The following is a 15,352-nucleotide window of genomic DNA, read 5'->3' as shown; positions in this document are numbered from 1 at the left end:
CACCGGGAATACCTCGGGCGCGCCGGACGATGCCCGCTGGATCGACGCGGTCCGCGCGGGCTTGTTTCGGGTCTCGGGCTCGTGTTTCGCGTGATGCGCGTCTGCCGGGTGCGGCTTGTCGCGGGGCAGCGTCCCGTGCAAGCGAAGGGGCATCCACGTGCTGCATGCGGATTAGCGGTAAACTCGCAGTCCACACCTTATCCCCGGCTCGACCGGGTTCATGCCAGCACCATTGTTCAACGCCATGCTCACGTCTCAGGATCCATCGCCCGCAGCGGACGGCGCCGTCACCGGCGAATGCGTCGTGCTCGACGCCACCGCCACGCTGCCCACGCGCTACGGCACGTTCACTTCCTATGTGTTTCGCGTGGTCGACAGCGGCGCCGAACATCTCGCGCTCGTGATGGGCGATGTCGCCAACCAGTCGTCGGTGCTGACGCGCCTGCATTCGGAATGTCTGACGGGCGACGTGCTCGGCTCCTATCGCTGCGACTGCGGCGAGCAACTCGATCTCGCGCTGCGCTATATCGCGGCAGAGGGTTGCGGCGTACTGCTGTATCTGCGCGGCCACGAAGGACGCGGCATCGGTCTGTCGAACAAGATCCGCGCGTATGCGCTGCAGGAGCAAGGGCGCGATACCGTCGAAGCCAACCTCGATCTCGGCCTGCCCGACGATTCACGCGAATACGATTCGGCCGCGGGCATCCTGCGCACGCTGAAGGTCACGTCGGTGCGGCTGATGAGTAACAATCCCGAAAAGTTCGACACGCTGTCGAAGCACGGCATTCCGGTGTGCGAGCGTGTCGCGCTCGCGATTCCGATGCGCGAGGAAAACGAGCGGTATATCCGCACGAAGCAGTTGAAGTTCGGGCATTACTTCGACGAGAACGAATAGCCCTGTTTTCAGGCTTGCCTCGGTAAGGCCAAAGCCTTCCCGGGATATGCCGCAAGTAACTGAATTTTAAGAAAAATATTAACACTTCAGGCCCATCGGTTGGTGTGTCGATGCGTGTCTCCGCTTACCCAAACTTGTGATGCTGGCATAGGTTTTTGTGCCGTTATGCAGAAAACCTGCGCCGAGGGAAGAATGCGCTTTGATGCACGTGCCGTGGCCAGGCTGCCGAGCGGCGAGCACATGACGTTTGAGGGATTTCCAGGCCTACGCCTACCAGGCTTCAACGAGCCGCAAGTCATGGACGTATCGCTATAAGTCGCCGATCGACGGTCGCATGCGACAGGTGAAGTTCGTGAGTGGCCGTCGACCTCATTTGCCGCAGCGATCGCTGAGTGGCAAACGAAGCGCGTCGAACGCGATTCCGGTGCCGAACCTTCGACACTGCGGAGAACGGGAATCAGCGGCTGCGCACCCAGGCGATTACACCGTCAGACAGCTGTGCCGCGACTATCTGGAAGGGTATGTAGAAGTAAATCGGAAGACAAAGGGAGCGGTCGAGGTCGCACGTATATTCAAGGCGATGCTGGGGCCTATAGGGATATGCGCGTCACAGCCGTCACACGCGCCCAGGCTTTCGATTTCCTCGAGTCGTACCGGTCGACGCCGGCGCCTTCGCATGGACCTGGGTAGCGCCTGGCATTACGCGCTTGATGCTGGTCGTCTTCCTGAACAACATCAGCAAGAAGTGGATGATGCCGATCCGCGACTGGAAGGCCGCACTGAACCGCTTCGCGATCCAGTTCGAAGAGCGGCTGGTGCCGGGTTAAACCTCAACCCGTTTACACAAAATTCCGGACACCCCCCGCGCTTGCCCGTCACGCATTGGTCCGCCCACGACCTTCGACGCGCAACTCGGACGCTTCTTGCAACGCTGGGATGTCCCAACGATATTGCCGAGGCAGTCCTCGGCCACGTACAGCCCGGAATCATCGGCGTCTACAACCGCCATACTTATCACAGGGAAAGGCGTGAGTGGCTCACGCAGCTGTCGCATCGCCTGGCGGCTCCAGCGCCGCCCAGATCTCGTTGCTTATTTTTCGTCTTGTCATCCTGCCAGGATATGGCGTTTGGGCCCAGCCGCGCTGTCCAGGTTGTAGCTGATCACGTCGGGTGGAAATCGATAGCCAACATAGGAGAGCCGGTTGTCGACGGCGGTATCGTTCTGTTGGGCGGCTGCTTTCATGAACGAAATCATCGCCGGGCCCCTTAAACCTGCCGATACGTGAACAAAGCCTGGAGAGTATCTCTGTCTTAAGCATCCTTTCAGTTTCGTCTGCATACCATACGATTGTCCATTTCGTCCGGTGGCCCAGCCGATGTCCACGTGATTTGGTGGCGGTCGAGTTGATCACCAGGAAAAGAGTCCAGGGGCACCTTCATGACCTTCGGGGACTTTCGTGTTCCGCCTGACTCGCGGCGGTTCCCATGATCCATAAAAGTTCGACCGTTAGCGTACCGGCCGTGACCGACGTGCCGCGGCACATTGCAATCATTATGGACGGCAATGGCCGCTGGGCGGCGCAGCGCAAGCTGCCCCGAGTGGCCGGTCACGTGAAGGGTGTCGAAGCGGTCCGCGCGATCGTCGAGGGCTGCGCGCGGCGCGGCGTCGAATTCCTGACGCTGTTTGCATTCAGTTCGGAGAACTGGCGCCGGCCGGAGGACGAAGTGTCGTTCCTGATGCGTCTGTTCGGGGCGACGCTACAGCGTGAAACGGCACGGTTGCACAAGAATGGCATCCGCTTGCGCGTCGTTGGTGATCTATCGGCGTTCGATGCGCACCTTCGGGCGCTCGTGAAGCGAGGGGAAATCAGAACCGCCCACAATACACGTATGACGCTGACCATTGCGGCGAATTACGGCGGTCGTTGGGATATCCTTCACGCTATAAGCGAGCTACCCGCACGGAGTGCCGTCGATGGTCACGCCGTGCCGGTCGACGAAGCCAGCTTCGCGCAATATCTGGCGATGGCGTACGCGCCGGAACCCGATCTGCTGATCCGGACCGGAGGTGAGCAGCGCATCAGCAACTTCCTGCTATGGCAGCTCGCGTACACTGAACTCTACTTCACCGACATATTCTGGCCAGATTTTGACGACGCCGCGCTTGATGCCGCACTCGCATCATATCGGGCGCGCGAACGTCGTTTTGGGCGCGCAAATGCATGACAGAGGTGTGAAGTATTCACTCATGCTAGACGCCTACTTTATCGGGAGGAGATGGGTCACTCAGACAATCTCCTGCTGTACGAAATGGCCGGTGCCATTCTGTCAGCCGCGCCGCGATCGCGGCACGCCACTGGCGAATTGCGCAACCGCTACTTTTCCCCGCTCGTCGAAGTGCTTAAGGCCGTCGAGGCCTGTTTCCGACACTGGATCAGGTCAAACGAGATTTTGCGAAGATTATGCTGCATTATTCAAGACGCTCTGTTTAGTTATCGCGACCCAGCGACATTTGGCTCAAAAGCTGTGATTTGCAGGAGACGAACTATGGGCTACTGGGCTTATAAGGAGGTTCGGTCCATGCATTTCCTTGGGACTCGGTGCTCGCCGTGCAGGATTCGCTCAGGCGGGCTGGCCTGTGGTTGCTGCAATGCGGAGACGCCGGGTCATTTGACCAACGTCAAAACCCTGCGGTGCAATGAGAAGAACGTGAAAGAAGTCCAGGATGCGAAGCTTATCTGATGCTTAGCGACGTCATGTTTGGGATGACTGAACAAACCGGAGCGATGCTTCGAGCCGTGGGATTTCTCATGTAATCAGCGTACTCCTGGGCAACTTAAGGCGGAGGTTAACGATGCGCATCAACGGCGAAGGTGTCGAAGCGTGCATTGTCGGCGCGCTATTGGTGTTCAATGCCGCGCCCGGCCTCTTTCAGGAAGAGCAGGCAAATGGTGTCGTCGATGCATTGAGGCAGCGCAGAGTCGGCTCGGTGTCGATCCGGCTCGCGCGTTATCGTGATGATGTGGGCCGCCGGCCTTCAATGCTTCAGGCAAGTGTCGGCGTTCTTCCATGTGCAGACGTCGAGTCCGGTGTGAATGACCGGAGGTACCGACTTCCCTTCCGCGAGGTCACGCATGACCATCGCGGCGCGGTAGCCCATTTCCTCGGGCCGCTGGCCGACGAGCACATTCACCTTGTGTTCCTTGAGCGCTTGCAGTTCGGGCCCGAGCGTATCCGCCGAGACGATCACGAACTTGCCGTTCTTGATCTTGTCCATTATCGGCGCGACAACCTGCGAATAGGCCTGCGGCGCAAAGAGAGGCCAGCCGCCCGCTAGCAGAAAGGCGTCGAGACCGGTAGGGTGGGCGGTCAGCGTGTCCTGCATCATCTGGTTCGCCTTGGCGGCGTCGTCGTTCACGTAGAGCGGACAGCCACTGATCTCATGCCAGCCGTTCTCGCCAGCGAGCTTCGTGATCCCTTTCTTCCCGGAGAGCACATCGCGCGCGCCCTGGGCCCGCTGGTTGATGTTCTCCGCTGCCGGATTGCCCATCACCAGGCAGACATTGCCGCCTTTCGGCATCAGCATCTTCAACTGCTCGCCAAGCTTGGCGCCCAGTTCGTAGTTGTCGGTGCCGACATAGGCCTTGCGCAGCGACGCATCCTTCGGCAGCAGATCGGCATCCGCGGTGATGATCGGGACCGATCCGCCGCGGCGGCGCAGCACCTCCGCCACAGCCGGCGCGTTCGCGGGCGAGATCGCCATGCTCGCGACGCCCTTGGTCAGCAGGTCGTCGATGATCTGCACTTGCGCGCTCTCGTCCGCGGCGGTCGCGGGACCGGTGTAGTAGCAGTTGTAGCCTTCCTTGTTGAGTTCCTTGTTCGCCCGTTCGCATCCTTGATGCATGAGGTCGAAGTACGGGTTGTCGAGACCCTTCACCACCAGCGCAAGGGTCTTATCGGCCGCGAAGCCAGAGGACGCCAGCATCGCGAGTCCTCCAGCCGCGGCAAGACACATCCACAGTTTCTTCATTGCTTCCTCCTGTTCGGCGCCGGCTCTACGGTGCCCATGTGGGCCTACACAGTCTTCATAACGATCCAACGTCAGGCCCGAAATCGGAACTCGGCCTTGGAGCGGATCCTCGCGGTCTTGTGAACCCATGCGTGCGGCAGTTCCGCGCTTAATCCGGCCGCACCCCCTTCCCGCGGCACCGGCCGGGAAGCGGCCGGCGCGTCCAACGACATTTCAATCACCTTGCCGCTCGCCACCGAGCCTGTTAAAGAGCACCGCGACGACGATGAAGCTGCCGACGACCGTGCCCTGCCAGAACGCGTCGACGCCGAGCAGGATCAGGCTGTTGCGGATGACCTCGATGAGCGCCGCGCCGACGATCGTGCCGAAGGCGCTGCCAACCCCGCCGATCAGATTGGTCCCGCCGACCACGGTAGCAGCGATCACACGCAGTTCGTCGCCCGTGCCGAGGCCTGTCGTCACCGCACCTAGCCAGCCGACTTCGAGAATCGCCGCGACGCCCGCCATGAGGCCGCAGAGCATGTAGACGGAACAAACGATGCGGCGCACCGGTACGCCGGTGAGAGTCGCCGCATGACGGTTGCCGCCGATCGCGAACACATAGCGGCCCCAGCGGGTCCAGCCGAACGCGAACCAGAACAACAGCCCAAGCAGGATCAGGAACCACACCGGATTGGCGACGCCGAGCGTCGCGCCGCCGCCGAGCGCGAGGAGCTTGCTGCCGTCGGGGCCGAAATCGAAAATGGTCCGGCTGCGGGAGATCACGAGTGCGAGGCTGCGGCCGACGCTCAGCATGGCGAGCGTCACGACGAAAGGCTGCATGCCGAGATACGCGATGAGCAAGCCGTTGACGAGGCCGACCAGCCCGGCGGTCAGTAGTCCCATGCCGATACCGGCCCAGATCGGGTAGCCCGCGTTCATGACGACCGAGAGCACGATACCGCTGATGCCGATCGTCGAGCCAACCGAAATGTCGATGCCGCCCGTGACGATCACCGCCATCATTCCCAGCGCCACGATGGCGACGAAGGCGAAGTTTCGCGTAACGTTGAAAAGATTCTCGGAGGTCGCGAAGGTCGAGGTCGCGAAAGACAGGGCGATACAGGCGACGATCGTTGCCAGCACGACCCAGAACACCTGGCTTGCGAGCATTCCCGACCAGCGAGTATGCGTCCTCGCGGACTGTGGATCATCGAGCAATGGCGGGGTTGTAGGGGGCCTTCGCGGCGCGTCGTTCAATGTGGTGGCTCCGATGCGAGGCAGTTTCAGGCAGCGGCGATGGCGCCGGTGATCAGTCCGGTCACTTCTTCCGGGGAGGACTCTTCGGTCTTCTTGTCGGCGACCTTGCGCCCGCGCCGCATGACAACCACCCGCTGGGCAACGGCGAATACGTCAGGCATGCGGTGGCTGATGAGGATGACGGCGATACCGTGTTCGGACAGGCGTCTGATGAGATCCAGCACCTCGACGACCTGGCGCACACTGATCGAGGCGGTCGGCTCGTCCATGAGGACGAGCCTTGCTTCCGAGAGACGTGTGCGGGCGATGGCCACCGCCTGCCGCTGTCCCCCCGACATTTGCCTGACGAGGTCGCGCGGGCGCGTCTCGGACTTCAGTGCCTTGAACAGTTCACCCGCACGCCGATACATGGTCGCGTGATCGAGCACGCGGATAGGCCCGAACCCGACCCGCGGTTCGCGGCCAAGGAAAACGTTGGCGGCTGCCGTCAGGTTGTCGCAGAGCGCGAGATCCTGATAGACGACTTCGATGCCGCGCGCGCGCGCGTCGACCGGCTTGTTGAAATGCACGGGATTTCCATCGATGAGAATTTCGCCGTGCGAAGGTGGAAAGTTGCCGGCGACGACCTTCACCAAAGTCGATTTCCCGGCCCCGTTATCGCCCATGAGCCCCACGACCTGACCTGGCTCCAGACTGAGCGTCACGTCGGTCAGGGCCTGAATGGCGCCGAAATGCCTGGAAACGCCTCTGAGCTCAAGAAGACTCATGGACAGTCGTGCTCGCTGGAGTGGGGGCGTCCATGGCATTGGCCGGACGGCCAGTAGACACGCGAAGGAAGTAAATATTTTTTAGCGCACGATAGGGCATTTAGCAAGGCACTTTGGCCACCTGTCGAACGTGCCGCCGAATCGGAAGGCGCGTCCAGTGCGGCTGCGCACGAAGCGGCGAGCGGTGGCCGCTGAGGGGCGTCGAGCCGCTCGCGTCCATCGGAAAATGTCATCCAGCGGACTTCGCGCCACAGGCGCCGCTCCTGGCATGACAAGTACGATCGCCCCAATTGAGGCAGGCCTGAAAGCTTCTGGCGCGTCCGTGCGAGGGTAATCACCCATTAGCCCAAGCGGTCTTGGATGTCTTGAGAATGGGTCGTACGGGCACGGGCTAAAGGGCTGGCACGCAGAGATCGTCGCTGGCGCGCCGGCCGTCGACGAACGCTCATCCCTGGCGCCGCTGCAAGATCACCAATCTGGCGATTTGGCCGCTGCGCCAACCAGTGGTGTCTGTTGAACCTGAAACTGCCCCAGCGCCCAACCGAATGACTCGATTTCCCGCTTGTGCAGCATCGCGAGCTTCAACAGGCACCGCTCGCCTTTTTCCGTCAGGTGGACCTGCACGAGTCGCCGGTCGGAAGCGTCGGGGCGACGCTCGACGAACCCGGCGGCTTCGCAGCGGGACACGAGCGCCGCGGTGCCGTTGGGCGCGGCCTGCAACCGTTCAGCCAGTTCGCCGATACTGGCCCAGGAGCGCTCGGGAAATCCCCTGACGTGAAGGAGCATCTGATATTGCAGAGGCGTGACTCCCTCCGCGTGAGTAATTTCTTCCGAATACCGCAGGAACCTGCGTAACTGGTAACGGAATGCCGACATGGCTTCGAGATCCTGCTTGTTGGGCATGCCGACCCGGATGTGCGGTGATGTTTGCTTCACTTTGCTACCTGTCTCGTTCGGAACATGGACCAGGCGCCTGAAACCGGATTCTCTGCAGCCTTGCTGAAATCCTGTTGCTCTATCGCAAAGCGCACCGGCAATGCGGCGTGACGGGGTGACAGCGCAAAATCGTATCAGATGGATTGCGTGCCCGCGCCGGATCTGGATGCGGTGAACGGTGGGTGTTCCGTATCGCCACGACCATCAAGGTTGGTGAACACGCGTTGATAGGACTATAGTGCATGGCACGGCATGACATGATTGCCGAGGCCTGTCTACCCGGTCGCACCGACCGATTCAGGCGGGCGGTGCGATGTTCGATCATCCCCCAAGACCGCTCGGCTTCTTTCTGCGTGGACCTTGTATTGCGTGCATGGGACCGCTCGAGGCTCCCGCGCCGAACGATGACGCGGTGTTGTCATGCGAGGAGAAGCGGGATATGGCCCCCACGAAGCTCGACGGCAAGGAAGGAGATTCGGCGCCTCCTGAAAACGCGCAAGAAGTCGTGAAGCCGCTCGACCTCTATCGCATGAGCATGCTGGGGTTCTGCCTAGGGATCGTGACCGGTTTTGGCGCGGTCGTGTTCAGGATGCTGATCGGCACTATCCATAATGCGGCGTTTCTCGGACGCCTTTCGCCGCTCTACGACGCGAGCCAGTTTACCCCGCCGTCGCCGTGGGGCGCATGGGTGATTCTTGTGCCGGTAGCAGGCGGCTTCGTGGTCACGTGGCTGGTAAGCCGCTTCGCACCGGAAGCAAAAGGGCATGGCGTGCCAGAAGTGATGGACGCGATCTATTTCGGGGGCGGCGTGATCCGTCCGGTCGTGGCGGTCGTCAAGTCGCTCGCATCGGCGATCGCGATCGGCACCGGTGCGGCGGTGGGCCGGGAAGGTCCGATCATCCAGATCGGTTCGGCAATGGGCTCGACGCTGGGTCAGTGGCTGCGGATGCCCGCCAGTCAGCGGATCATTCTCGTTGCGAGCGGCGCGGGGGCCGGCATTGCCGCGACGTTCAATACGCCGATCGGCGGCGTACTGTTCGCGACCGAGCTGATGATGCCGGAAATCAGCGTGGGGACTTTTCTGCCCGTCGCACTGGCAACGGGCACCGCCACGTTCGTGGGACGGCTGTTCTTGGGCGGAGCAGCGGCTTTCCTGGTTCCCCCTCAGCTCGGAGCGCTCGATAACCATCTCGCGAGCGGCTTCACGCTGCTGCTTTACGCGCTGCTCGGGGTCGTGGCCGGCGTGGCGGCCGCGTTTCTGATTCGCGGATTGCACTGGGCGGAGGACGCCTTCGATCGCGTTCCGGGGCGTTTTGCGCGCCACGCGCTCGGCATGCTGTTCGTCGGCGTAATGATGTATCTGCTGATGCGCTACGCAGGCCGCTACTACGTGGAAGGCGTGGGCTACGCAACGATCCAGGCGACGCTCAATGAACAGTTGCAAGGTGGCCTGTTCCTGCTGCTGCTTGCGCTGTGCAAGATGGCCGCGACGTCGGTTAGCCTCGGCTCCGGCTCGTCGGGCGGCGTGTTCTCGCCGTCGCTGTTCATCGGCGCGACGTTGGGCGCCGCGCTGGCGTCCCTGTTCCATCTGCTGGTGCCGGCCGCTCCGGTCAGCGTGCCTGCATTCGCGATGGTCGGCATGGGGGCGGTGGTCGCGGGCGGCACGGGTGCCGCGATGACGGCAGTGGCGATGATCTTCGAAATGACGCGCGATTACGACATCGTGCTGCCGATGATACTTGCGGTTGCGTTCAGCATCGGCACCCGCCGGCTCCTCTCGCGCGAGACGATCTACACGATGAAACTCGTCAGGCGCGGTCATGTCATTCCCGATGCGTTGCACGCCAATATGTTTCTCGTGCAGAACGCGGGGGCGATCATGGAGGCCGACATACTGGTGCTCGACGTGGAGGTCCCGTTTCGCGATCTCCTCGATCGCATGGGCGTCGCGCCGTTCCGGCACATCGTCGTCACGAAGGCAGGCATGCTGTACGGCGTGCTGCGCATCAACACCGGCCTGCGCCGCGCGGTCAGCCATGACAATCCGACGGTCACGATCGGGCAACTCGCGAATCGCAACTTCATCGTCGTGAAGCGATCCGATGCGGCGTTCGAAGTGATCAGCGAACTCCGGCAGCGCCGCGCGGTGATGGCGGTGGTCCTCGTCGATGCCGCTGTCGATGGCGCGTTCGACGTGTCCGGCGTGATTGCGAAGGAGCATATTGCGGACGCCGTCGCCCGCAGTATCGATATTTTCCAGCCCCGGGCTCGCGGCAGGACCGCCACGCCGATGCAATCCGTGCGCGTCAACGACGCTTCGTATGCCGTGCACGGCAGGGGTCTCAAGGTGAGCGACCGTGAAGCTGAAAACTGAGTGGCGGACGTTGCGCGAGCGGCTCAAGGCCGCGGTGCACCTTGCGGATTCCGGGAGCACACGGGAAGACCGTTCGCCCGACGCAGCCCCCGACCCGCGCGAGTGGGTGATCGTCTATCGCACCGAGCGCGGGTTCTGCTGCATGTACCGGGGCGAGCCGGTCGAATTCGACGAGATGCTGGACGTGCAGATATGGTCGGAGGAAGAGGACGTGCGGCTCTGGTACTTCGGGCTTTGAACTGCTCCGCGCGTCGTGCGCTGCGCGATTAGCGGTACACCAGGTCGGCGCGGCGATTCTGCGACCACGACGCCTCGTCGTGCCCCAGCGCAACCGGTTTTTCTTTGCCCAGGCTGACGGCTTCCAGTTGCGTCCCGGGCACGCCAAGCGTTTCCAACTCACGCATGACGGCCTGCGAGCGCCGCTCGCCCAGGGCGAGATTGTATTCGGTGGTGCCGCGCTCGTCGGTGTTGCCCTGTATCAGCACATGCTGGGACGGATGCCGGCGCAGATAGTCCGCATGTGCCTGGAGTAGCGCCTGATAGTCATCCCTGACCGTATAGCTGTCGAAATCGAAATAGATGCTTCGCTTTGCAAGCGGACTGTTGGGATTGTTCAGTTCGTCGATCGTCGAGGGACTGGTACTGAGCGCCGACGCATTGGCAGCCTGGCCGCTCGATGTGACCGTTTGCGGCGTTTTCGTTTCATGACATCCGGCGAGCAGCGCGAGCATCACGAACGTGAGCCGGATCGTGCATTTTTTCATTCTGTCTCCCAGAAAAGTGACGACGTGGAGCAGGGCAGTACGTCGAGGGAAGCGACGTCTTGAAGTCTATGTGGCGTTTGCGTGGTGTGCCTCCGTATTTTCCCAGGCGATGCCGCCATCGGAGCAGCCGCCGTTATCTCGCGAAGGTCATCTGAATGAACTCCTGCCCTGTTCCCCCTTCCTGGGTTTTCCGAAGAAGGTGCAGGAATCGCTTGAATAAATGTCACAACGTGCTTATCCTAGGGGCTAGTGGTGTGGGACCTGGCGTGCCGATATTGCATGTTATGGCGTATGGTCCGTCAGCAAGCCCACTCGTTTTCAGGCGACAGAAGGCGATTCCCCTCCGCCCAGCTTCACGGCTGGGCTTTTTTTTCGTTGATCCCTATCTGACGTTGAATCCGTCTGCCACTTTCTTCCGCATCCTGGACAGAAGAACGCTGCAACATGTTCGGCGGCTTTGGTTCCACTATGGAATCTTCTGGGTGGGCCCGTTGGTCACCGCTCTCGTCGCAGTGCTGGAAGCGCATCTGATTGATGCAGATTGTGACATATTGCGGCGTGCCGACGATCCACGTCGGCGCATCGCTGATGCTTAACCTGCGGCACTTCCATCCCGCGCGATTTCGGACCATCCGCTACTCGCCGTCGCGGTGCTGCTGATCGGCGTCGTCTCCGGGTTGGCAAGGCCTTCGTGATTGTCATCGCGATGATCAATAGGAACGCACTGGTCATTCGCTGATGGCGACCGCGCTGATTGCCAGCCGCATTTCGAGGTTTTTGCGCCACCACTTTACGAGGCACGGGCGGAGCGTTACAGATATATCGGCATGTAGTACTGGATTTCGGATGGGCCGCTTTGAGGCGAGCGTTGCCTTGCGACATCCGTGCAATGAAGTTGTTCATGGCATATGCGCTGAGTTTGCGCAAATTGTCGGACAGGTGGCTGGGCAAGGCATGCGCGGCCGCTGCGGGGCCATATCCGATCATCGGGGTAAGCACCGGGTGCGGGATCCATCGGTGCGCTGCACTCGCAGATAGGGAGTAAACACAGATTTATTTGGCAGAGGCCACCCGCTATCATGCAGCGACTGTGCCGTGAGGCGGCAAGTTCCAAACGTCTGAATTCTGAAGTGACACAGCGATCATTCATGAAGTCTGCGCCAGACTCATCAAAACTCCTTCGCAAGCTCACCAAGGCCGTGCTGTTGGTCGCGACAGCCATTTGCGGCAGCGTGAACGCGATGACAGGTGATCGTATGCTGGACGAGTTAGTGCCGCTGGATTCCTCTGGTCCATGGGCCAAGATGAGGTCTTCGAGCAGAGGCTCGACCTCTGAGGCAGTATCCTCTCCAACGACACCATGGTATCCGGAGCGCGCCGATCCGTATTCCCGGTCTTCTTTGGCGGACATATCGCTGGCAGCGCACGGCGAAATCCTGGCGTTTGACGATGCATACACGCCGTCACGTAATGCGTTTGGCGCAGGAAGTTTCGCACTTAGCGCATTGGGTTTCGGGGCTTCGAGCCTCGATTAATCATCTCAATCGCGGTAGCGAGGGCCGTGGCTGGTCTTGCTTGATTGCGGAGGGGAACTCACCCATTCGAAATCGGCCATCTCTGTAACGGATGCCGCGCACGAAACGCCGATGTGGTCCCACAATTTCGCGTTCGCTTTGGCGCAATCTTTGACAAGCGGATCGGTTGCGAGCGCGACCACTGCCTACGATGCTGCCAGATCTCCCAACACCCGGCGCGAGCATCGGAGTTGTTCCAGATGCCTCAATAGAGGAAGGATTCTTCAGAGTGGAGGTTTTCCCGCGTCTCTTTCATGCGCATCCCGGGACATTTACTGAAGCGCTTTACCCGCGCACCGCGCCGGTGTGCGTTGAATCACCGCGATAGACCGGCTGGCACTCAGACGTTTCGTTACATCTCATGGAATTATGTCATATCGTGCACTAACATTTGATATGCGTTGGAAATCCGAAGCGTAGAAATCGGAACCAGCTTTCCCAGGAGGAGAGCGCGAGCATTGCTCGGACGTGTCCATTCTGTGGGAGACCGAAATGGGAAGACTATCGACCGCGGGCCGACGGCATCGCCGGCTCGTACTGAAGGCTGCTGCCGCAGCCGGAATTGCGCAGATCGGCGCACCCTTCATCATCAAGGCGCGCGGAGAGGTTCCAATCAAATTCGGGCTCGACGACCCGCTGACAGGTACCTATGCCGAACTCGGCAAGAACGAGCAAATGGGTTGCGAATACGCGATCGATCAGATCAATGCGCGCGGGGGCATATTGGGTCGTCCGGTTCAGCTCATCGTGGAGGATTCCACCAGCGCGGATACTGGCGCTGCTGTACAGAAGGCGCGCAAGCTGATCGAACGTGACAAGGTGGACTTCCTGCTTGGCAATGTCAACTCGGCTATGGCGCTTGCGATGGGGCAGGTTTCAAACGAATTGAAAACACTGCATATTGTGACGGGTGGGCATACCGACGCCGTGACCGGTACAGATTGTCACTGGAACGTCTTTCGGGTCTGCAATACGACGAGGATGGAAACCAACTCGGTATCGAAGGTCCTGTTCGACCGGTACGGAAAAAAATGGTTTTTCATCACCCCCGATTACGCATTTGGCCACACCTTGCAACTCGGCTTCGAGGCGAGCCTGAAGAAGTTCGGAGGGGTGGAGGCTGGAGCCGCGTTGGCGCCGCTTGGCACCACCGACTATTCGTCGTATTTGATCAAGGCGCAGGCTGCCGATCCTGACGTCATCCTGTTTCTTACCGCAGGTCAGGATTCTGTCAATTCGCTTAAGCAGGCGGTGCAGTTCGGCCTTAACAAGCGTTTCCACATCGCCGGGGCGCAGCAGGAACTGGAGGTGCTCGAGGGCTTGCCGCCGGATGCGCGAATCGGTACGTGGGTATTCGAATGGTACTGGGACCAGCCCAACGTACCCCACGTAGCGGAATACGTGGCCGGCATCCGTAAGAAGGCCGGGAGAGTGCCGACTGCCAGACACTGGTTCGGGCACGTCGCTGTCAATAGCGTTGCACTCGTCGCTAATCAGGAGAAGACGCTTGACGCGGTGAAACTGGCGCGGGCGCTCGAAGGCTTCAAGTTGCCGCCGGACGTAGGGCTGATGCCGGACATACCGTTCTATCGGGCCGGCAACCATCAGCTCATGCCGGATCTCTATGTGGGACATGCGGTAGCGCAGGGACCTAGACCTGATGATCTATTCCACGTCGATCGGCTGGTAAAGGGCATCGACGCGGCGCTGCCGGTCAGCGAAACCGGCTGCCATCTCACATGGGCATGACCGGTTCGGGGAGCCAGACAGGGGACTGAGTGCCTAATGATGTCGCGCTGCCGCAATTGCCGCGCGACCGATGAGCCGGGACATCGGAAGCGGACGTCGGCAGCACAGGTAACGGTATGACGCAATTGATCCTGTTCAACGTTTTCAACGGTATCGTCATTGGCGCGTTTTACGCGCTAATGGCGCTTGGCCTGTCGCTGATCCTGAATCTGAGCGGTGTCATCAACTTCGCGCACGGCGGATTCCTGGCAATTGGCGCTTACCTCGCCTACACGATCATGCCGTATGTCGGCTTTTGGGCTGCGCTTGTTATTGCCCCCTTGCTGACGGCTGCTCTCGGACTGCTGATCGAGCGGGTACTGATTCGCCGGCTGTATGGAAGAGATCCCCTATACAGTCTGCTGCTCACGTTCGGGCTCGCGTTTCTGCTGCAGGACGGTAGCCGCTATATCTGGGGGCCTCAGACATTGCCATACCAGATTCCGGACGCGCTGAACCGGCCATTGACGTCCTCGTTCTTCTTTCTAACGGGCTATCGTGTGTTCATGGTCGTTCTGGTTGTGATCGTCGTGGCGGCGCTCTTCATGTTCCTGAAGTTCACTCGATCCGGCATTCGTATCCGCGCTGGTGTCGGAGACCTCGAAACGGTCGCGACACTGGGCGTGAATGTACGGTGGCTTCGCAGCATGAATTTCGGCCTCGGCATCTTTCTCGCGGGGCTGGCTGGCGTACTGGCAGCCGGCATGCTCGGACTGCAACCGACCATCGGTGATTCGCTCATCATGCCGAGTTTCGTTGCGATCATCGTCGGGGGACTGGGCAGCCTGCCGGGTACGCTGCTCGGCGGCATTCTCATTGGCGTCGCTTCTGGCCTGACTTCTGTCTTTTTCCCGTCCGCGACCGAAGCGGTGATTTACGTCCTGATGGGGCTAGTGCTGCTCGTACGTCCGCGCGGACTGCTGGGTGAGGAAGGGAGGGTCCAGTGAGATCATCACTGCAACTCGCGGGGAATGCGGCGGTCTGG

General features: G+C 60.7%; 14 protein-coding genes. 7 read left to right on the top strand and 7 right to left on the bottom strand.

The features are described from left to right. The first annotated feature begins 244 nt into the window (after positions 1-244). Positions 245-895, top strand: coding sequence for a GTP cyclohydrolase II (gene ribA / locus OKW27_RS15185; protein WP_090805969.1), 651 nt, complete (start codon positions 245-247; stop codon positions 893-895). Positions 896-2,000: 1,105 nt separating this feature from the next. On the opposite strand, the gene OKW27_RS15180 is transcribed toward ribA, so the two are convergent. After that, positions 2,001-2,138 (bottom strand): hypothetical protein, encoded by a 138-nt coding sequence (locus tag OKW27_RS15180; protein ID WP_429333970.1) that lies wholly within the window; start codon positions 2,136-2,138, stop codon positions 2,001-2,003. A 242-nt stretch (positions 2,139-2,380) separates the two neighbouring features. Between OKW27_RS15180 and uppS the strand changes: the two genes are divergently transcribed. Continuing rightward, the gene (uppS, locus tag OKW27_RS15175) at positions 2,381-3,121 is read left to right on the top strand and encodes a polyprenyl diphosphate synthase (protein ID WP_090805968.1); all 741 of its coding nucleotides are present in this window, start codon (positions 2,381-2,383) and stop codon (positions 3,119-3,121) included. Positions 3,122-3,932: 811 nt separating this feature from the next. On the opposite strand, the gene OKW27_RS15170 is transcribed toward uppS, so the two are convergent. The 4 genes from OKW27_RS15170 to OKW27_RS15155 all read right to left on the bottom strand — a co-directional run bounded on the left by OKW27_RS15170 (position 3,933) and on the right by OKW27_RS15155 (position 7,834). Next, positions 3,933-4,925, bottom strand: a complete 993-nt coding sequence (locus OKW27_RS15170) for a sugar-binding protein (protein WP_090805965.1) — start codon at positions 4,923-4,925, stop codon at positions 3,933-3,935. Positions 4,926-5,138: 213 nt separating this feature from the next. Continuing rightward, positions 5,139-6,077, bottom strand: a complete 939-nt coding sequence (locus OKW27_RS15165) for an ABC transporter permease (protein ID WP_090805964.1) — start codon at positions 6,075-6,077, stop codon at positions 5,139-5,141. Between the two features lie 113 nt (positions 6,078-6,190). Continuing rightward, on the bottom strand, positions 6,191-6,931 hold the full coding sequence (locus OKW27_RS15160; RefSeq protein ID WP_090805962.1) for an ATP-binding cassette domain-containing protein: 741 nt from the start codon (positions 6,929-6,931) through the stop codon (positions 6,191-6,193). 468 nt (positions 6,932-7,399) lie between these two features. Beyond that, positions 7,400-7,834: a MarR family winged helix-turn-helix transcriptional regulator gene (locus OKW27_RS15155; protein ID WP_429334610.1), complete on the bottom strand. Its 435-nt coding sequence runs from the start codon at positions 7,832-7,834 to the stop codon at positions 7,400-7,402. Positions 7,835-8,306: 472 nt separating this feature from the next. On the opposite strand from OKW27_RS15155, the gene OKW27_RS15150 reads away from it, so the two are divergent. Then, complete coding sequence (locus tag OKW27_RS15150) at positions 8,307-10,241, top strand: chloride channel protein (RefSeq protein WP_090810060.1); 1,935 nt, start codon at positions 8,307-8,309, stop codon at positions 10,239-10,241. After that, on the top strand, positions 10,225-10,479 hold the full coding sequence (locus tag OKW27_RS15145; RefSeq protein ID WP_090805959.1) for a hypothetical protein: 255 nt from the start codon (positions 10,225-10,227) through the stop codon (positions 10,477-10,479). Before OKW27_RS15150 ends, OKW27_RS15145 begins: the two co-directional genes overlap by 17 nt. Before the next feature lie 28 nt (positions 10,480-10,507). Here OKW27_RS15145 and pal read toward each other — a convergent pair whose 3' ends face one another. Both pal and OKW27_RS15135 read right to left on the bottom strand, forming a co-directional pair. After that, positions 10,508-11,005, bottom strand: a complete 498-nt coding sequence (gene pal / locus OKW27_RS15140; RefSeq protein WP_184067238.1) for a peptidoglycan-associated lipoprotein Pal — start codon at positions 11,003-11,005, stop codon at positions 10,508-10,510. A gap of 353 nt (positions 11,006-11,358) precedes the next feature. After that, positions 11,359-11,637: a hypothetical protein gene (locus OKW27_RS15135; protein WP_143037191.1), complete on the bottom strand. Its 279-nt coding sequence runs from the start codon at positions 11,635-11,637 to the stop codon at positions 11,359-11,361. A gap of 516 nt (positions 11,638-12,153) precedes the next feature. Here OKW27_RS15135 and OKW27_RS15130 point away from each other — a divergent pair. The 3 genes from OKW27_RS15130 (at position 12,154) to OKW27_RS15120 (ending at position 15,314) form a co-directional block, all read left to right on the top strand. Then, entirely contained in the window at positions 12,154-12,540 is a 387-nt protein-coding gene (locus OKW27_RS15130) for a hypothetical protein (protein WP_184069008.1), read from the top strand. A gap of 531 nt (positions 12,541-13,071) precedes the next feature. Further along, complete coding sequence (locus OKW27_RS15125) at positions 13,072-14,328, top strand: ABC transporter substrate-binding protein (RefSeq protein WP_429333969.1); 1,257 nt, start codon at positions 13,072-13,074, stop codon at positions 14,326-14,328. A gap of 116 nt (positions 14,329-14,444) precedes the next feature. Next, a complete protein-coding gene (locus tag OKW27_RS15120) occupies positions 14,445-15,314 on the top strand; it encodes a branched-chain amino acid ABC transporter permease (protein WP_090805954.1) in 870 nt (289 codons plus the stop codon). Positions 15,315-15,352 lie beyond the last annotated feature (38 nt).

Source organism: Paraburkholderia sp. 35.1, assembly GCF_050436525.1.
In the GTDB taxonomy this organism is placed as follows: Bacteria; Pseudomonadota; Gammaproteobacteria; order Burkholderiales; family Burkholderiaceae; genus Paraburkholderia; species Paraburkholderia tuberum.
The sequence above is the reverse complement of the archived record's forward strand: the minus strand, read 5'-3'. Positions and strand labels throughout refer to the sequence as shown.